General features: G+C 43.2%; 13 protein-coding genes. 9 read left to right on the top strand and 4 right to left on the bottom strand.

All coding sequences use genetic code 11. The features are described from left to right. The first annotated feature begins 40 nt into the window (after positions 1–40). Positions 41–745 (top strand): hypothetical protein, encoded by a 705-nt coding sequence (locus tag L6773_RS13880; RefSeq protein WP_237855037.1) that lies wholly within the window; start codon positions 41–43, stop codon positions 743–745. Positions 746–1,139: 394 nt separating this feature from the next. On the opposite strand, the gene L6773_RS13875 is transcribed toward L6773_RS13880, so the two are convergent. The 3 genes from L6773_RS13875 to L6773_RS13865 form a co-directional block, all read right to left on the bottom strand. Next, the gene (locus tag L6773_RS13875; protein WP_237855036.1) at positions 1,140–3,677 is read right to left on the bottom strand and encodes a serine/threonine-protein kinase; all 2,538 of its coding nucleotides are present in this window, start codon (positions 3,675–3,677) and stop codon (positions 1,140–1,142) included. Between the two features lie 367 nt (positions 3,678–4,044). Next, positions 4,045–4,605: an ECF-type sigma factor gene (locus L6773_RS13870; protein ID WP_237855035.1), complete on the bottom strand. Its 561-nt coding sequence runs from the start codon at positions 4,603–4,605 to the stop codon at positions 4,045–4,047. Between the two features lie 87 nt (positions 4,606–4,692). Further along, on the bottom strand, positions 4,693–5,097 hold the full coding sequence (locus L6773_RS13865) for a hypothetical protein (protein ID WP_237855034.1): 405 nt from the start codon (positions 5,095–5,097) through the stop codon (positions 4,693–4,695). Between the two features lie 282 nt (positions 5,098–5,379). Here L6773_RS13865 and L6773_RS13860 point away from each other — a divergent pair, with 282 nt between their 5' ends. From L6773_RS13860 to L6773_RS13825, 8 genes are all read left to right on the top strand, one after another. Next, positions 5,380–6,525 (top strand): hypothetical protein, encoded by a 1,146-nt coding sequence (locus tag L6773_RS13860; RefSeq protein ID WP_237855033.1) that lies wholly within the window; start codon positions 5,380–5,382, stop codon positions 6,523–6,525. A 165-nt stretch (positions 6,526–6,690) separates the two neighbouring features. Further along, the gene (locus L6773_RS13855; protein WP_237855032.1) at positions 6,691–7,017 is read left to right on the top strand and encodes a hypothetical protein; all 327 of its coding nucleotides are present in this window, start codon (positions 6,691–6,693) and stop codon (positions 7,015–7,017) included. A 253-nt stretch (positions 7,018–7,270) separates the two neighbouring features. After that, positions 7,271–8,173 carry a hypothetical protein gene (locus L6773_RS13850; RefSeq protein WP_237855031.1) on the top strand — a complete coding sequence of 301 codons (903 nt, stop codon included), beginning with the start codon at positions 7,271–7,273 and terminating at the stop codon, positions 8,171–8,173. Between the two features lie 45 nt (positions 8,174–8,218). Continuing rightward, positions 8,219–9,076, top strand: a complete 858-nt coding sequence (locus L6773_RS13845) for a dimethylarginine dimethylaminohydrolase family protein (RefSeq protein ID WP_237855030.1) — start codon at positions 8,219–8,221, stop codon at positions 9,074–9,076. A 201-nt stretch (positions 9,077–9,277) separates the two neighbouring features. Continuing rightward, entirely contained in the window at positions 9,278–11,494 is a 2,217-nt protein-coding gene (locus tag L6773_RS13840) for a beta-glucosidase family protein (protein ID WP_237855029.1), read from the top strand. A 226-nt stretch (positions 11,495–11,720) separates the two neighbouring features. Continuing rightward, a complete protein-coding gene (locus L6773_RS13835) occupies positions 11,721–13,430 on the top strand; it encodes a potassium channel family protein (RefSeq protein WP_237855028.1) in 1,710 nt (569 codons plus the stop codon). A 206-nt stretch (positions 13,431–13,636) separates the two neighbouring features. Next, complete coding sequence (locus L6773_RS13830) at positions 13,637–14,767, top strand: c-type cytochrome (RefSeq protein ID WP_237855027.1); 1,131 nt, start codon at positions 13,637–13,639, stop codon at positions 14,765–14,767. A gap of 54 nt (positions 14,768–14,821) precedes the next feature. After that, entirely contained in the window at positions 14,822–16,495 is a 1,674-nt protein-coding gene (locus L6773_RS13825; RefSeq protein ID WP_237855026.1) for a cytochrome c family protein, read from the top strand. Positions 16,496–16,588: 93 nt separating this feature from the next. Here L6773_RS13825 and L6773_RS13820 read toward each other — a convergent pair whose 3' ends face one another. Continuing rightward, positions 16,589–19,168, bottom strand: coding sequence for a S9 family peptidase (locus tag L6773_RS13820; protein ID WP_237855025.1), 2,580 nt, complete (start codon positions 19,166–19,168; stop codon positions 16,589–16,591). Positions 19,169–19,249: the final 81 nt, after the last annotated feature.

The raw sequence follows: 19,249 nt of genomic DNA, 5'->3' as shown, positions 1-19,249 counted from the left end.
TATAGAGGTAACCCATTTTTTAAACTAAATATTCAATGTCATGAAAGCTTTAAACCAACCATTATCAAAGAAGGTCCGAGATTTATTTTTCTTATTCAGTTTATTATTCGTCATCAGTACTGCTTGCAGCGATAACGGAGTCGGTCCCGAAGAGGAGGAACCGGAGATTATTGAGGACCAGGAACTGAGTATTACCTCCTCTTCAGCAGGGAAAAATGAGGGTAATGCCCGGTGGACAGAATACGCGGCTACAGATATTGGAAATCAGCGAATGTTATCGCGAACGACTGTAAATGTAGCAGGACCCGGCGATACAAAAAGTGCAACCGCAGTCGGCTATGCAAGATTTTATGCAAAGGCAGATGAAGCCTCCTTACTGGTAGATATCAACTGGAAGGGGACATTGCTATCGGCGATCAATCTTTCATCAAGCACAGAAATGATCGTACATCTCCGAGTTCGTCATATGAATCCAAATGGCAGTACCGGTTCAGAAATTTTTTCACGTCAACTTGAACGTGATGGAATTGGCAGTGGGCTTAAAGCTCTCCAAAAGTTAGATGTAGAGAGCAGTATTCGTGAATCCTATGAGTTGAATCTTACCAAGGATGAACTTTACAGAGTTGAGGTATCACTGCAGTGTAAATTGCAAGTTGATATTGTTTCCTTCTCTCTCGTGGATTGTAATGCCGAATCGGATAACCGGGGAGTATTTGTGGAGCAGTTGAAGGTGATGTATGAGTAGTGATTGATTTATCGATCTAAAGATGTAGCGACGTAGCGATTCTCAATCTGTTTTCTCAAATCGCTACGTCGGAAATCGAATATCTCAAAAATTGTTAAATCAAAAGAAATGCGAACCGATATATTAAGCGCGATGGAACGGAGTGGTTAAAGTTGAAAAGCAATGAATTGTATAGACAACTTTTCAGTTTCACCGGCTATTTGAGGCACATTCATTCATTGCGTTTGTTTATCAACAACAGCAGGTTCAAACTGACATAAAACCATTCATCAGACATCTGTCTCATGGACCGACAGTTCATCGAAAATCAGCACCATCACTGTTTTTCCATCAGAATCCATTATTAAAAAGGAGTCTTTATATTGTTTTTCGTATAGAGTCTGATCTTTAATACTTAGTTTCCCAAAAAAGCATCTCTTTTCTCATCCTGCCCAGTCTCCTCATATAATTCCACCAACCGCTCTCGGGCATTCTCAGTTTCAATATGTTCTTCACCCAGCACTTCCAATAGAATCTCATATCCTTTCAGGTAGTTCTGTTCGGCTTCGTTCATTTGGCCCATATATTTGTACACATTGCCGATTGCTTCGTAGCTGTAAGCTGTTTCGGGGTGGAGTTCGCCGTATACTTGCACTTCAATATCCAGCGCTTTGTTGTAGTATTCCAACGCCTCTTCATATCGCTCCATGTCGCTAAAAGTGGTGGCCAGGTTTGCGAATGATTGAGCCGTTTCGCTGTGAATATCTCCATAGAGTTCAATCCGGCGGTCCAGTGCATATTGGTGGTATTCGAGGGCTGCTTCAAAATCACCGAGATTATTACGGGTATTGCCCAGGTTATTGTAGATCACCGGAATGGCGGGATGCTCTTCACCAAAAGTCTCAATGTATATATCGAGAATCTCCCTAAACATTATTTCAGCATTTTCATATTCTCCCTGAGAAAAATAGAAGTTTGCATACTCATTCATTGCCAAAGCCGTGTGTGGATGCCGTTCCCCGCGAACTTGTTTTGCAACTTCTATAGCTTCCGCTATATAGGGTTCTGCTTCTTCGGATTTCCCCAAAAGATTCAGCGAATATCCAAGATTGGATAGGTAATTAATGACACGTGGATGATCATCTCCCTCAATAGCGCGTAAGGTTTCGACCGCTTCCCGATAATTGGAAACGGCTTTTTCATATTCACCCCTGTTTTCATGAATCATGCCGAGACTGTTGACAAGTGACGCCGCTTCCATCACAGACTGATTGTCCGTGCCGGTTTCAAAAATCCTGAGAGCTTCAGTATAAAGTTCTTCTGCCTGGTCTATTTGACCGGTTCGGAGTTTCAAAAATCCGAGCCGCTGGAGTGTTAATCCTATGGCCGGATCATTCGGATCAAGGGTAGATCGGCGAATTTGTAATGCGGCAGTAAGCAAAGAGTCACCTTGCTCAAAATGGCCATCCTGAACATAAATATGGCCGATATTATGGAAGCTATTAGCGATTTCATTATGATCATTTTCATAGATATCCTGTTTAATCGCTAACGATTTTTTATAGATTTCCTCCGCTTTTTCTGTATTCCAAAGGTTCAGATAAGCCTCGGCCAAAACATCGTACATTCGAGCCAGGATTTCGGGATCGTTTTGAAGATCTTCTTCGATCTGTTCAGCTCCTCGATCCAACATGGTGAATGCTGTGAGTGTATCACCACGAGAGAGAGCGGGATCGGTCAGTTCAAACAATCCCTGTAAAAATCCGGCAATCTGTTCTGATGTTTCGGCCTCCTGTTGAGCTCGTTCAGTTTCTTTTTGGAGCTCATTTGTATACAGCAAGACCACTGCCGCCAAGGCAATAAAAGCAAATATTCCAATAAGAGATGCCGCGCGATTTCGTTTCATCCATTTATTGAACCGATACATTGGTTTTACAGAGTAAGAGGAAACAGGGCGGTTCTTCAGCCACGCGTCGATCTCTTCTCCAAAGTCAGAGGCATTTTGAAAACGACCGGAGGAATCGTTTTGCATCGCCTTCTCACAGATAGCTGCCAGTTCTTTATCAAATGGTTTTGGGTGAGAATTTCTTGATCTGAACTCCTCTTTTGGATGAGAACCGGATATCAATTGATGCAAAATCACACCCAGGCTGTAGATATCTGTGGCCGTAGAGGTGGATTCGCCGTTGAGCTGTTCAGGTGAGGCATAGGCTCGTGTCATCGCTTTAATACCGGCTTGATCCGCTTCTGATTCATCCATGATCTGTGAAATTCCAAAATCCAGAAGTTTCACCAACGGTTTACTATCGTCGCCGGTCACCATGATGTTGCCGGGTTTCAAATCCCGATGCACGACTAAATTTTTGTGAGCGTATTGAACGGCCTCAGTTACATCGAGAAAAAGCTCAAGTCGTTTTTCTATAGAAAGGTTGAGCCGGTCGCAGTAGGTGAGAAGATTTTCGCCCTCCACATACTCCATAGCAAACCATGGGTGATCTTTGCCGGTCATTCCGCCATCCACCAGCCTCGCGATATGTGGATGTTGTAAACGTGCTAAAATTTTTCGCTCTGATTCGAACCGGCGAATCGCCTGTTCAGAACCCATTCCAATTTTTATCAGTTTCAAAGCAACAGTTTGATCAAAACCGCCCTCCACACGATGAGCTAAATACACACTACCCATTCCACCGGAGCCAATCGTCTTTGCAATTAGAAAGGGACCGATCTGTTCACCTTCATGATCGATAAGTTGTGAGATATCAAGCTGGTCGATGGCAAATCCATCTATCAGAGAGGTATCGTCAGAGTCCGCGGCCAAAAGTGACATCAACTCTTCAAAAAGAAGAGGGTCTTCCGTTTTAACAGATTCAAGGCGCTCAATTCGGGTGTCCTGATCTAAATCAACAAGCTCTTTGAAGAGTGACTGGACACGATGCCATTGGTCTGGGTTCATGGTTTAAATGTTTGATTTTTTAGATGGCAAAAATATATTCTCCACTCTTGAGAGGGGAAAATGAAATGAGTGTTTAGCGAATGAACTCGGGGTGTGTTTCCTGGGTACCGGCATAAGCGTGAACCCACCACTGATGGTTTCACAGAACGTTTCACCATCTGTCCCCTCCCAAGAGGGGAGATTTCCGTTCTTATACTACACGCGCGAAAATGATCTTAAATGGCGAAATCAAATACAATCATTAAATCCGAAAACAGAAATCTCAAAAATCGATAAATCAATAAAAATCCACCCAATTAATGTCTGTAAAACATCTGATCTAACGATTTAAAGATTTAGCGACGTAACGAATTCCGATTTGTTGGGATCAACCCAACTCCCGTTTCAACCATGCTCGTGCAACACGCCAGTCATATCTCACTGAATGCTCGGTACCGCCAACCACATTTGCTATCTCTTTGTACGTGAGTCCGCCAAAAAAACGATATTGCACAATTTTGGCCTGACGTTCATTCATTTCCTCCATTTTTTGAAGAAGTTCTTCAAGGTCCAGCAATTCAGTTAGTGGCGCTTCATACGGTGTCATTCCATCGTTAAAAGTCACTGCCTGCTCTTTTCCTCCTCGTTTTTGGGCATTCTTTTTTCGAGCATAACTGACTAAAATTCGGCGCATTGCAAGAGCGGCAACAGCTAAAAAATGGGTCCGATTATTAAAATCTGCTTTTTCCTGATCCACCATTTTAAGATATGCTTCGTTTACCAAAGCAGTTGTTTGGAGAGTATGCCCGGCACGCTCTCGCCGCAGTTGATAATGAGCCTCGTTCCGGAGATGATCGTAAACCAGGGGATAAATCTCTTCAACAAGATTGGAATCCTCATCTTGTAATCTGTTGAGTAACAATGTGATATCCTGGTTCTGATTGCTCATTGATAATTCGGCAGGTTAGGCTTAAAAAGGTATAATCTATGCGAATTCGGTCAAATCTACAATTCCCAATCTTCACAAATTCGTTTTTTAATCACTCGACTCGGAGTACAAGTAGATCGTTCGGAGGATGGTCTGGTTGTACTGAACGTGGAGGTGCAGATCTTTATCAGGGAACTCAACTCTGCCAATCGTTTCAGCGCTGTAAGGCCAAAGCCGTTGATGAAGCCTGTAGTGAAAGGAGGTTTTTGAAAAAGTGGGAGGAACTTCAACAGTGAACCGTTTCCGGGTAAAAGTGCTGTCAATGCGAATATTTTGGGTTCTGACCTGCCCGTTTGGGATGTCAAACTCACGAAAGGATTCAGTGATGAGTGAATCGATCTGTCGTGGAGATTCCAAGTGATAAACCGGTGTGGGGTCAGAAATATATAACAGGTAGATGGATAGCGTACAGGAGATCAATAACAGGAGAACAATCATACCACGTTTTCTCAAAGATGTTATGTTACTTAATATTCCCAATATTTTGATTCCTTCTGATTTCAGTGTTTGTACAATCCGTTTGGGGCTTGTACTTTATTTTTCTCCCCCTGAGGGGAGTACTCCGTCAGCAGACGGAGGGTGGGTTTTTTTCTCCCGCTGTAAATGAAACGACCTGTTATCATGCCCTCGACTTCTCGGGGCTGACAGCATTGACACATTACACCGAATGCTTCAAGGACCTGCGGACGCTTGAAGGTTCTCGTTTGACCACAAGTTAACAATAGATTTACTCTGATGGGATACCGCTTTGAGAAGATTACCGGGAAAAAGGAGATCGATCTTTTTCACTCCTTTCCGTTTGAAATTTATAAGAATGAACCAAACTGGATTCCGCCCCTTCGTTTTGAGATCGAGAATATTTTTGATCCGGACAAAAACTCCTTTTTTGAAAAGGGAGAGTGTGAGCGATACCTGATGTTCGAAGGAGATCGGCTTGTGGCACGCTTCGCCGTAATGAACCACTCCGAACGGGATGCCGTATTCGACCCAAAAATGGGCGGACTTGGATTTGTAGAGCTGATTAATGATCAGTCTGTAGCCCATGGCATGATTGACTTTGTCAAACAATGGCATGCCGACCGCGGTTATAAAGCGTTTCGGGGTCCGATTAACTTTGGCGAGAACATTAATTACTGGGGGCTGTTGGTTGAGAATTTTGAGGAGCCGCCCATCTATGGAATGTTTTACCATGCGCCTTACTACAAACAACTCCTTGAAAATACAGGTGCCGAAAAACTGGACGATCATTGGAGCTATAAACGTGAGTTCGATAAACCGCTGCCAAGTCGATTAGTGCGAATAACCGACAGGATTGAGAGCCGGCCCAGGGTACGTTTGCGATCTATCGATATGAATAACCTGGAGCGGGATGCTGAATATATTCGAGAAATCTATAACGAAGCATGGCGCGACCAGGATATTGCCGAAAGAGAACAACAGTTTAATGAACTGGGCCGGGATGAAGTACAGGAGATGGTTCAAAAGCTAAAAAAAATTATGATTCCCGACAGTGTGATCATTACGTTTGTGGGGGATGAACCGGCCTCCTTTGTCGTCTGCGTACCCGATCTGAATGAGATCTCTGCCGAGACGAAAGGCCGCCTGAGCTGGTGGCATTATCCAAAAATTATGCGTTTCAAGAAACGGGCTAAACATCTCCGAACAACTGTTTACGGAACACTTCCCAAATACCGGAAGATGGGGCTCGAGGCGTTGACGTTTGTCCGCGGAATTCAGATGACTAAAGCTGCCGCACCCACGCTTGAATATTTGGAGGGAACGTGGGTCAGCGAAAAAAACTGGCTGATGCAGCGAAGTTTAGAAGCATTGGGGTGTTATCATCACAAAACCCATCGGACATATCGGTGGGAAATTGAGTGATTAATAATGGGTAGGCGCAGGTGACGCACACTGAACAACTGAGCCCGTTCGGTCAAAAAATAAACCACAGTAAGTTATATTGAATCACAAATCTGAACGATCAAACCTAAACCATTGATTACCCGTATGATGATCGAGGAATCAAATTGATAAAATCAGGAACCCATGGAAAAAGATCGTTCACTGAAAAACGCACTCAGGGATAAAACGTCAGCAGAAAACAAGGGGAATGTTAAATTACGGGAGAACGAAGCAAAGCCGGTCAGTCAGGAATCTGAGACTCCCAAAGAAGATATCATTGACAAACTCTTAAGAGGGATTCTCGCATTTTTTGGGGCGATATTTTTTGGAGCTGTAATTTCAGGAATTATGGAAGTTGCACAAGGGTGGCAAATCACCTTTGGTAGCCTGCCGATGATTACGATCACAGCTATACTTTATTATCCTACCTATAAAGCTCTTACATGGATGGGGTTTTTTAGGCAGCGGTGACAGATACAAGTGACGCTGCACTGAGAGATGAGCCGGATGTTGATGTAGAACTCTTATTTGCAAGTAGGCACTCATTGAAATATTCAAAATATTTGAATGCCGAATCAATTTGAACTATGTTTGATGCTTCAATTAATAAAACTGCATTGGCTAGAATCTGTCGGTCATAAAACCTTTACCATTCTTTGATAAAACATTGATTGGGCAGTCTTGTTAGCTTGATGGATTCTGTAAGAGTTTTTACTCATCAATAATGAAAATTGTAGTCATTCAGCACGAGAAGGATTTCCAAGGGGAACAGCGTGTTTACTTTATAGAAGTGATTGCCAGGTGCTGGCGTGAAGCCGGGCATGAAGTCGTTTTTATAAATGGCTTGCAAAAAAATATAGAGGCTGACCTGGCTATTATGCATGTAAATCTTTCTGTCGTACCGGATGAATATGTACGATATGCAATGCAATTCCCGGTTACTCTCAACCTAAGTGTCACAGATATTCGGAAACGAACAATCAGTCAATACCTGGTTGAACCGAATGATGACTATGACGGGGACGTAATTGTGAAGACCGATAAAAATTGTGGAGGGATACCCGAGGCAAAGATCTATAATCAAGCTTTGCCAAAGCGGCGTTCGGTAATGAGATTTGCAAGAAAAGTTGTCCGTAAAACAAGAAATGCCGGGATAAAATTAAACTTGATTAATACCGATTCCAGGCGATACGTTAAAACGGAATACAGGGAATCGTTCAGTGTCTTTGAGCATAAAGATCAGGTACCTGAATACATCTGGAATGACGAAGACTGGATAGTTGAACAATTTCTGCCTGAAATTGAAGACTCTCGATTTGTGATTCGCAACGCTTATTTTCTGGGCGACAAGATGATCTGTTTCAAAACGGTTGGTTCAGATCCTATTGTAAAAGAGGATAAACATTTGAGGTCTAAGAAAATAAAAATGCCCAAAAAAATCATTCATTTAAGAAATAAATTTGGGCTAGACTATGGCAAAATTGATTTTGTAATGAACAACGAGGAACCGGTTTTATTGGATATCGGCAAAACGATTGGAGGAGGGGATTTTGGTCGTGACACTGCAATCATTCTTGCAGAGGGAATCCACAGTTACCTCGTCACTGAAAATGAGGTGTGTTCATAGATGGTGGGACAAGTACTGTCACGAACGAAAGAACCGGTGTTTTTGATGAATCCTCCATTAACACTGGAGACCAATATTCCCAACAACCGCACTATGTCTCTGCTTTCGGATGAAGAGCGGAAAATTGATTTCAACCGGGCGATGGATCAATGGCTCACATTGTATCGAAGTTTGAGTAATAATGCGCTGGTTTACCTGCTCCCTTCATCAAAACAACTTCAGGATCTGACGTTTGTATCAAACATCGGCGTGATTCTCAACCACCTTGAAAACCCGGTTGCAATTGTATCTAATTTCAGGGCAGAGGGACGACAGGGAGAATCAGCTGTAGGCAATAGTTTTTTTAGTGAACTTGGGTACGAAGTCCATATGCCGGGTTCTTATTTTGAGGGCGAGGCGGATTTTAAACACCTGTCCGGTAATGTCTATTTTGGTGGGTATGGTTTACGGTCCTCCAAAGAGTCGCATCAATGGATGATCGACCAATTTCAAGCTGAAGTGATCTCCATCAAACTGGACGACCCTCATCTTTTTCACCTTGATTGCGCTATGTTTGTACTTGATGAGGAAACAGTTCTTCTGTGTACATCGATTTGTGATAAAGAAACCATTCGTTCCATTGAAAAGCACTGCCGGATTATTGACGTGCCGATTGATCTTGCATACCGGGGTGCTACAAACAGTGTTCGCTGCGGATCAACAATCTTGACAGAATCCCGTGTTGAGAATCTAAAAAAGGGCGATCAATATTTTGAAGTTGAAAAGAAAAAGAGAGCATTTATGGAAAAGATTGCCGGCGAGAAAGAGTTAGAGCTCTCATTATTTGATTTGAATGAGTTTCATAAATCAGGGGCCATGTTATCCTGTTTAGTATTACCTATCCGGATGCGCAATCTGCAATGAATATTGAAAATAAATTCGCTGCCTGAAAGCACTCTGATAATCCATAAGCAAATAGACAGGTATATCTGAATGGGGTTTTAAAGATTGTCACGAAAAACACCTTCACGTAAATTTAATGTTTCTTTTGTAATTAGAGAGAAGAGTTCAATTAGAACCTTTTTGAGGAGATCAAGTCGTATCAAATAAAAAAGGATAGATGACATGAGAAAAATTTTTAAAATTATTGCGATAATCATCGGCGTTTTGATTCTCATTGTTCTGTTCCTCGCCGGTGGTTTAATCTTATATACATCTGTAGCTCCCTCACCGGATCCCAAATCCTATAATGAATACTGGCCTGAAAACCTCACGTACGCGGAAGCAGATGAGATCGCCGTTGACCTTGTATCTCAGATGACATTTGAAGAAAAGCTCGGTCAAATGACCGGGGATATGTCTTTTCTTGATATTGCAAGCGGACTCACATCAGTTTTGGTGTTTGAGAAGATTCCCATCGTTGCGTCGGGCGAAAACGAGCGATTGAACATTCCTCCGTTCACATTTACCGATGGCCCCAGGGGAGTTGTAGTGACGGAGGCAACGGCATTTCCCGTCGCAATGGCACGCGGGGCTACCTGGGATCGGGATCTTGAATTTCAAGTCGGAGATGCGATCGGGAAGGAAGCACGAGCCGCCGGTGCGAACTATTTTGGGGGTGTTTGTATCAATTTGTTAAGGCATCCGGCGTGGGGACGAGCACAGGAAACCTTTGGAGAAGATCCATGGCACCTTGGGAAGATGGGTGTGTCGCTGATCAATGGAGTTCAACAGCACAACGTGATGGCATGCGCCAAGCACTATGCGTTAAACAGTATCGAAGAATCACGGTTCAAGGTAGATGTATCTGTGGATGAGCGAACGCTTCGGGAAGTTTATCTTCCACATTTTAAAATGGCTGTTGATGCAGATGTTGCATCCATCATGAGTGCCTATAACAAGGTTCGCGGCGAGTTTGCGGGGCAAAACCGGTACCTGCTGACCGATATTTTGCGTAATGAGTGGAATTTTGAGGGTTTTGTAACCTCAGATTGGCTATTTGGTTTACGCGACGGGGTAAAAGGTGTGAATGCAGGATTGGATATAGAGATGCCGCTTGATCAACATTACACACCTGAAGAATTAAAACCGGCTATTGAGTCGGGTGAAATTTCCATAGATCAAATTGATGAGATGGTTCGCCGTGTGGTTCGAACAAAACTACTTTACATCACAAATACCGATACCCAGGAGTACACTGATGAAATCCTGGCATCTGAAGAGCACCAGCAACTTGCACTGGAAGTGGCTGAAAAAAGCATGGTATTGTTGAAAAACGATGATGATTTTCTTCCGTTATCCGCCGGTGAGATTGAATCTCTTGCAGTAATCGGGGAGATTGCTGATTCAGATCACACGGGAGATCGCGGAAGCAGTGGTACGCATCCGCCATATATCATTACCATGTTGAAAGGACTACAGGACTACAGCAACGGTAGTTTTGAGGTTATTTTTGACGACGGTACAGATATTGAATCAGCCAGGCAAGCGGCGGAACGAGCAGATGCAGTGGTGTATGTAGTTGGATATAAATCTGAGGATGAAGGTGAATATATTACATCCGGTGATCCTGAAGTTGCTCCTGAAAATCAATGGGGAGAAGGTGGTGACCGACCAAATCTATTTTTGAAACCGCATGATCAAAACCTGTTGATGGAATCACTACCTGTAAATCAAAATTCTGTTGTTACTCTGATTGGAGGAAGCGGAATTATGACGAATACCTGGGATCAATTGACACCATCAATCTTAATGGCTTGGTACCCTGGTATGATGGGTGGTGAAGCTCTGGCGAATATTCTGTTTGGAAAGGTAAATCCAAGTGGAAAGTTACCATTGAGTATTCCAAAAGATGAAGAACACCTTTCTTTTTTCCAGGCAGATATCGATTCTATTCATTATGGATATTATCACGGATATACCTTGCTGGATAAGGAAAATAATGAACCTGCATATCCATTTGGGTTTGGATTGAGTTACTCGAATTTTGAATACTCGAATCTTCAGTTAGATAAAACCCGGCTTGCAGAGAGCGACACCCTGTTAGTTTCGGTGGATGTTACAAATACAGGTGAGATGACGGGAGAAGAGGTCGTTCAACTTTATATCGGTTTTGAAAATTCAATGGTTGAACGTCCTGTTAAACTCCTCCGTGGATTTGAAAAAGAAAGACTCAATCCAAGACAGACAAAAACAGTTAGTATTCCTGTTGCTGCAAAAGACCTTGCATGGTACAATCCTGATGTTAAAGCCTGGGAGGTCGAAAATATGCAGTATTCGGTGTTTATTGGAGGTTCATCGAATTGGGAGGCCTTGCTGCAGTCTGATTTTACAATACAGTAATTGCTTGGAATTCTAAGAGACCAAAACGGGAAAAGTAGTGAATAGATGCCAAAAATGATGGGATATAAGTTACGTTTTGGCTAAAACTTGTGCCGGTAAAGGGGCTGAAGCCTAACGCCAGTCGGGATGAAGATCTTTTAAAAAATCATTTAACAGTTCTTCTTTCATAAGTTCCACTGCTGATGTAGTTTGCAGTATACGTCAATTTAAAATTCACGTTAAAAGTATGCTGGATGGAAGTTCGCTGATGTACTATGTGTTCTTAGCAGGAGTCGTCTCAGCCGGGGTGTATGTTTACTTTTTTTATGGATTGAATGATTGGTGGAGAAAGGTATATCGATCCGGACTCTTTGTTGTTGGCCTCATTTTAATTTACGGATTGATCTACCAGTGGGGGATGGCCGTTTTTGAGGGATTTGAAAAAAGTTACATCCACTCGCTCCAGGTCGTCATAGAATCCGTTACAACGGCGGGTTATGGTGGAGATTCTCCATGGACCAGCGACTTTATGAATATTTTTGTGATATGGATGAATATGACCGGTGTGATACTTGTATTCCTGGCGTTTCCTCTTTTTGTATTACCTATGATCCGAGAAGCCATACAGCCGCGCCCTCCCGAAGAGTTGAACCTTGAAGATCATGTGATTATCTGTTCCATATCCCGAAGAGCTTCTATCTTGCGGGAAGAACTCCAATCGAAATCGATACCCTATGTGATTGTTGATATTGACGAGGAAGCTGTTTTAGATCTGCATGAAGATGGTGTTCCCGTTTTGCTTGGCAATCCATCGGATGAAGATGTCCTGAAAGCTGCAAATATTCACAAAGCCCGGGCCTTAGTTGCCGACATGGATGATGAAAATAATGCATTAATTTGCCTTGCGGGACGAGCACTGGATAAAGACCTGAAAATCTTGAGTGTAGCTACTGAAGAGAATATGATTCCATATCATCGATATGCTGGAGCCACTCATGTAATCCTGCCACGCCGAATCTTGGGAAAAAGCCTGGCTGAGAGGGTAGTGGTTTCTATTACAGAAGATTTGCAGGGAGTTACTCAATTGAGTGATGAACTTGAGCTGACCGAAATTCTCATCGAGCCGAATAGCGATATTGTCGGGAAAACGATCGAGAAATCTGAGATTCGTGAACGATATGGAGTGAATATAATCGGTGCATGGTTTTCAGGAAATTTTGTTTCTAATCCTAAACCCGACCAGGTGATTACCGATCATACAATTTTGCTGCTGGCGGGATCTCATGATCAACTCACCGAGTTTCGGGCAAAAACAGTTTCAAAACTTCACCAGGCAGAAGGCCCGGTAATTGTAGCCGGACTAGGTGTAGTGGGAGGGACTATTTCCGAACTTTTCAGAAAAAGGAAGATTGATTTTTTAGTGGTCGACAAATCAGAAAAGGAGGGAGTAGATCTTGTTGGCGATATCACAGAAGAAGAGGTTTTGAAAAGGGCCGGCATTGATAAAGCATCTACAATTATCCTGGCGGTGAATGATGACAGAACTGCTATTTTTACCACGCTTGTTTTGCAACAAATGAATCCCGATGTAGAGATTATTGCCCGTGTGAATGACGTGGATAACACCGGTAAAGTTTATCGAGCCGGGGCTGACTATGTACTCTCTCTGCCAACTGTTACCGGCAGAATGCTCTTTTCCATGTTGATGGAAGATGACGAAATCCTATCCACGGATACGATGTACGAAGTTGTACGAACCGAGGCTCCAAAATTGAGTGGAGAAACCCTCCAGGATGCAAATATTCGGGCCGAAACAGGCTGTACAGTTGTAGCGGTTGAGAGGAATGGAGAACTCATTTCAGAGCTGCAACCTGACTTTCAACTTCTTGAAGAAGATCAGCTCATTGTCGTTGGAAGTGATGAAACCATCAATAATTTCCGAAAAAAATATACATGACGCAGCTTGCTCAAAATCGATAGCAGGTTTTGAAGGATGCCATTCTATTTTAAGCCATTAAAAAAGCTTAATTTAAAATTGATCTCAATATTATTTGGGTTACATTAAATAAAAGAGATTTAATATTACAGAGGGATAGAACCATGGAGAGATGTTATCCTCATAAAAAAACTTACCTTTTTTTAGTAATTCTCACTTCAACCTTCGTGTTTTTCGCATTTACTGCACTCGATTACACGGATCATAATAAAACAAGCAATTCCACAGAGATATCTGATTCAGTTGATGAGATGAATTCGGTTGTTCCACAATCACCACTTTCAGGTAAAGAACTTTACATGCAGGCCTGTGCGAATTGTCATGGTGTGGATGGTAAAGGAGGGTCTGTAAAACAACTCGGTTTGCAAACACCGCCCCCCGATTTTACGGATTGTGATTTTGCGAATCGTGAACCGGACGGGGATTGGGTAGCCGTAGCACATCAAGGCGGACCCACCCGGGGTTTTTCAACGGAGATGCCGTCATTTGGGGAAGCACTGACCGTTGAGCAACTTCAAAAAATAATGAATCATGTTCGAACATTTTGCAGAAATGATAACTGGCCAAGAGGCGAGCTGAACCTTCCAAGAGCATTGGTGACTGAAAAAGCCTACCCGGAAGATGAAGCTGTTATCTCTTCATTTATTGATATAGAAAATGAAGGTGCATTAACCAACGAAATTGTTTATGAACAACGGTTTGGGGCACGCAATCAAATAGAGATCGTACTTCCGTTCGGTTACAGCCAAATGCCGGGTGGCAGCTGGAGTGGCGGCCATTTGGGGGATATGGCCGTTGGTGTGAAACGTGTATTTTATCACAATTACAATAGCGGTACAATCTTTAGCCTGACTGGCGAAGCAATTTTACCGACGGGTGATAGAGCAACAGGCTTTGGGAAAGGAACCACGGTTTTAGAACCCTTTGCATCTTTCGGACAGCTTTTGCCGGCGGGTAGCTTTTTGCATGTACAATCAGGACTTGAGTACCCTGTTCTGCAAGAAAAAGCTGAAAATGAGGCTTTTTGGAGGGCAGCATTGGGCAAGAGTTTTAATCCCAATCCGTGGGGACGTACGTGGTCACCCATGGTGGAAGTGCTTGGCTCTAAAGCGTTAGAGTCCGGTACTGAAGTTCATTGGGACCTGGTTCCTCAAATGCAGATCACACTCAATAAACGCCAACATGTAATGCTGAATATTGGTTATAGGATTCCGGTGGATGATACCAGCAGAGATTCACAAGTGATGGTATACATTCTTTGGGATTGGTTCGATGGAGGTTTTTTTGAAGGATGGTGAACGGAAGAGATGAATTATCAAGTAGAATAACAGTTTAATCAATGGGAGAAAGAGATGTATAAAAACCTGATGATCATAATTTCACTTCCAATTTTGACGATGGCTTTAGGCATCAGTATTAATAATTTTCGAACTGAGAATCCTGAACCTGGACCACAAATTCACGGGATGGAACTCGCAACTGCACAACAGATGCTTCTTTTCTCAACGGGTGATAACTGTATGAACTGTCATAACAATTTAGTATCTCCGTCGGGCGAGGATATCTCTTTTGGGAGCAATTGGCGGGCCAGCATGATGGCGAATTCTGCACGCGATCCCTATTGGCATGCAGCAGTTCGGCGAGAAGTGATGGATCACCCCGAATCCCAGGCTGCTATTGAAAATGAATGTTCAACCTGCCATATGCCAATGGCCCATACACAGGCTCAGGCCATGGGCGAGATGAGCCGGGTTTTTGCAAATCTTCCGGCGAATCAAGCCATATCCCAACAAAATATACTGGCCGTTGATGGGGTATCATGTACCACATGCCATCAAATACAACCTGATAATTTTGGAGAGCGGGAAAGCTTTGTCGGTGGTTTCATCATTGACACTGAAAAACCGATGGGTCAGCGAGAAATTTACGGTCCTTATACAGTGGATCAAGGGCGATCAAGAATTATGCACTCTTCTTCCGGTTTTATGCAGGTAGAATCGAAGCATCTGATAGAATCGGAAATGTGTGCAACTTGTCATACACTTTACACTCATACTTTGGGACCCGAAGGAGAAGTGATTGGCGAACTTCCTGAACAGGTTCCATACCTCGAGTGGAAACACAGTAGTTTTGTAGACGATCAGAGTTGTCAATCCTGCCATATGCCCGAAGTGGAGGGGAGCACCGCGATCTCATCCGTTTGGGGGCAACCACGTGAAAATGTCTCAAAACACTCATTCAGAGGCGGTAATTTCTTCATGCAGAGTATGCTCAATCGCTATCGGGATGAACTTGGAGTGCAGGCGTTACCGCAGGAGATGGACGCTGCTATCAACCGAACGATCAATCACCTTCAAACGAAGTCAGCCTATATTTCAATTAGTAATACAGGAGTGGCTGGTGATGAATTGGTTGTTGATGTGGATGTCGAAAACCTTGCCGGGCATAAACTTCCAACGGCATATCCTTCAAGGCGGACCTGGATACATTTTACAGTAACAGATCAGAATGAAAATGTAGTATTTGAATCGGGTGCTGTTCAACCAAATGGATCCATTGCCGGTAATGATAATGATCGTGATGCAAGCAGTTACGAGCAGCACTATTCAGAAATCACCGATGAGGATCAGGTTCAAATTTATGAGGCAATACTTGCCGACCCTGAAGGCGAGGTCACAACCGGGCTTTTGACAGCTATCACGTACATCAAAGACAACCGAATCTTGCCGAAAGGGTTCGACAAAACTACAGCTGATGAAGATATCGCAACGTACGGGTCTGCAGATCAGGACGACAATTTTATCGGAGGAGGTGATCGAATTCGATATCGGGTGAACGTACAGGATTCAGGTGGTCCACTTCAAGTAACAGCTGAGTTGTACTATCAGCCCATTGCTTATCGGTGGGCTCAAAACCTTGATACATACGAGGCAGCCGAGACAAATCGGTTTGTAGGTTATTACAACTCAATGTCTGAATTTTCATCCGTTGTTCTGACCTCTACAAAAATGTCGATAAATAATTGAAGCCACTCATTCTGAAATAGGTGCAGTCACACAGCCTGGTGCAAGAGTTTAGCGCAGCGTCACTTGCACCATTGGTGGCCCTCATTTTTCAGCCTACTCAGAGTATTTGTGATTCCACCATTCGGGCTGATCTTTCAGATATTTATCGAACCAGGAAATGATACTTGATTTCCAGAGCTTGTATTTGTTGTAATCCAATATATGGTGGTCCTGTCCGGCTACTTCAACAAGTGCCGTCTCTTTCCCAAGCAGCTTAAGGGCGGTGTACATCTGGTAACTTTCCCCGGGTGGTACATTTGTATCAACGGCACCGGTTACGAACAGGAGAGGAGTTGTGACCTGATCAGCCGAATAGAGCGGACTCTGGTCTACATAGATATCTTCCCGATTCCATGGAAATGAGTTCGCGGCAGCAACAGCATTGTACTGGAATCCCCAATATCCGACTCCCCAGTAACTTGAAAGATTACTGATTCCTGCATGACTTATGGCGGCGGCAAACAGATCGGTTTCGGTCATCAGAAGCATGGTCATAAATCCGCCATAGGAAGCCCCGATAGCTCCAACATTAACCCGGTCAGCGAAATCGTGTTCATTCAGGAATTCGTTTACACCATAGATAATTTCACCAGCCACAATTTTGCCCCAGTCATTCACATGAAGTGCGGAGAACTCCTGTCCGTACCCAATGGCACCGCTCGGTTGCATCACATATACAACATATCCCATCGCAGCATAAAGCTCTTTTGGATATCGCCCTCCAAACGCTCGGTTGACCGGAACTGTCCCGCCATAGTAATACGAGATCACGGGATATTTTTGGTCGGGATCAAAATTCGGCGGATAGTAGATCACACCATCAATTTCAGCACCGCGTTCGTTCGTAAACGTCCACGTTTCGTGATTACCAAACTCTACATTTGAAAAGTGCTCTTCGCCGGGATATCGCAATAACGTCGATTGATCCTGATCCAGATCGTGTGTAAAGACTTGAACCGGCTGTGAAACCCCCGTACCGGAATATACGGCAATGCGTTCATCAGAAGATATATCCACATCAGAAACAACATCCGGTTTCGTAGATAGTTTGGTGAATTGGGATCTTCTCAGATTGTATTTGTAGAGGGTATTAAACGAGCGATCCGTCGTTAGAAAGTAGATCGTATTATCGTTTTCTCCCCAAATCGCGCTGTCTATTGAAGGTGTAAATTCTCGCGTGATCGGGTTCACATCGGCAGAATTAATGTCATATAAGAATGCCTGGTTATCATAATCATTCGGGATGGTTTCCTCAGGTATGTTGATTCCGATATCCCCAAACATTGAGGGGCCACCAATAAAGAGAATACTTTCGCCATCGGGAGAAAACTGACCACTACCTCCAAATCCCGCAGAGAAAAGCGAATCCGTTTCCAGGGTTTCGAGATCAAGTAGTTGATATTCAGTGATATTATAAGGCCTTTGCGAATAATCGATATGATTTCGCGAGTAAAGAAGTTTTGAACCATCCGGACTGATATCAAGAAGAGATGTTGTGAGATTTCCAGCCGTTAATCTTTGTGAGGTTCCCTCAGGTACATTCAGTTTGAACAGAAAATTTCGGGTATCAAAACCGGGTCGGCGTGCTTCCATATCTCCCAACAGTTCTACTCCGGAGTCATCTGATTCCGCTTGCTCAGAAACAGAATAGATGATAAACGTACCATCCGGTGACCATTCGTAACTGCCAAAATTTTCAACTTCATCTAAAATCTTTTGTTGAGATCCGCTCTCCAGGTCAGAAAGCCAAAGAGTGGTTTTCCCTTCATCAGTTTCTGTATATGTAAACGTAAGCCCCCCAGGTGCCCACTCGAGGCTCCCGAAATTCTCAACTCCTTTGAACTCGCGATATAGATCACCCGTTTCGGTTTCAAGAATTTCGAGCCATGAATCGCCGGTGCCGTCGGGTGGAGCCGGTTTGTGAATTTGGATCGCTGCAAGAGCCCCATCCGCCGAAATGCCAAGGTTACTCACAGAAGGCCGGTTTGATAAGGTCTCTAAATCTAACGGATGTTTGGGAGTCAGAGAAACAGATAGCGGTACCTCGGAAGTAATGGAAGCAGAAAGAGTAAAATCAGAGTTGTTTTCGGGATCATATAAAGAACGAACCAAAATTTGGTGTTTGCCTTGCGTTAGTGTCAATTTCTCGGAGTGTGAACCGGTGTCTGCATCTTTCTTTTCGCTCGTTGTTTTGCTAGCCTTTTCGGATCCATTTACGAACAACTTAAACGGATGATGGCTTTTCAAGATAAGTGTTGCTTCCGAAAATTGGTCGGCTGATAAGTAAAAAGAGGACCAGTAGTTATGCGGATTTTCGCCATTTATATCAAATTCAAGAGTCTCGGTTTGATGAGATTTCCATTCAAATTCTTTGTTTTGAGACCAATACACTGTGTTTCCCTCTTCCGGTTGCCAGTGGGTGACATCAATGGGCTCAAAATCCAAAAGATCAGAGATTGTGAATGTACTATTCTGAATATTTTGTTGGTCGTGATATAAAGGAAGTTGGGTTTCAGCGGGCCCTAAAATCAACCAATCCGATACTTGTAATGTGTCCTGTTGGGCAATAGCCGGTTTGAAAACAAAAAGGAAAAAGGAGAGTATGAAAAGGAAAAGCGCGCGATTTAAATACATACAAAAGGTAATCAGGTTAACGAATGAGATTTATTTTAATGCAAATACTCTAACAAACTAAATATAATATTATTTGATTTG

The sequence above is a fragment of the Rhodohalobacter sulfatireducens genome (assembly GCF_022012475.1).
GTDB lineage: Bacteria > Bacteroidota > Rhodothermia > Balneolales > Balneolaceae > Rhodohalobacter > Rhodohalobacter sulfatireducens.
The sequence above is the reverse complement of the archived record's forward strand: the minus strand, read 5'-3'. Positions and strand labels throughout refer to the sequence as shown.

What these genes read in the sequence shown, in the direction of transcription:
- L6773_RS13835 (WP_237855028.1), top strand. Translation starts at nt 11,721, where the DNA reads ATGCTGGATGGAAGTTCGCTGATGTACTATGTGTTCTTAGCAGGAGTC.
- L6773_RS13845 (WP_237855030.1), top strand. Translation starts at nt 8,219, where the DNA reads ATGAATCCTCCATTAACACTGGAGACCAATATTCCCAACAACCGCACT.
- L6773_RS13870 (WP_237855035.1), bottom strand. Translation starts at nt 4,605, where the DNA reads ATGAGCAATCAGAACCAGGATATCACATTGTTACTCAACAGATTACAA.
- L6773_RS13840 (WP_237855029.1), top strand. Translation starts at nt 9,278, where the DNA reads ATGAGAAAAATTTTTAAAATTATTGCGATAATCATCGGCGTTTTGATT.
- L6773_RS13855 (WP_237855032.1), top strand. Translation starts at nt 6,691, where the DNA reads ATGGAAAAAGATCGTTCACTGAAAAACGCACTCAGGGATAAAACGTCA.
- L6773_RS13860 (WP_237855033.1), top strand. Translation starts at nt 5,380, where the DNA reads ATGGGATACCGCTTTGAGAAGATTACCGGGAAAAAGGAGATCGATCTT.
- L6773_RS13820 (WP_237855025.1), bottom strand. Translation starts at nt 19,168, where the DNA reads ATGTATTTAAATCGCGCGCTTTTCCTTTTCATACTCTCCTTTTTCCTT.
- L6773_RS13825 (WP_237855026.1), top strand. Translation starts at nt 14,822, where the DNA reads ATGTATAAAAACCTGATGATCATAATTTCACTTCCAATTTTGACGATG.
- L6773_RS13850 (WP_237855031.1), top strand. Translation starts at nt 7,271, where the DNA reads ATGAAAATTGTAGTCATTCAGCACGAGAAGGATTTCCAAGGGGAACAG.
- L6773_RS13875 (WP_237855036.1), bottom strand. Translation starts at nt 3,677, where the DNA reads ATGAACCCAGACCAATGGCATCGTGTCCAGTCACTCTTCAAAGAGCTT.
- L6773_RS13880 (WP_237855037.1), top strand. Translation starts at nt 41, where the DNA reads ATGAAAGCTTTAAACCAACCATTATCAAAGAAGGTCCGAGATTTATTT.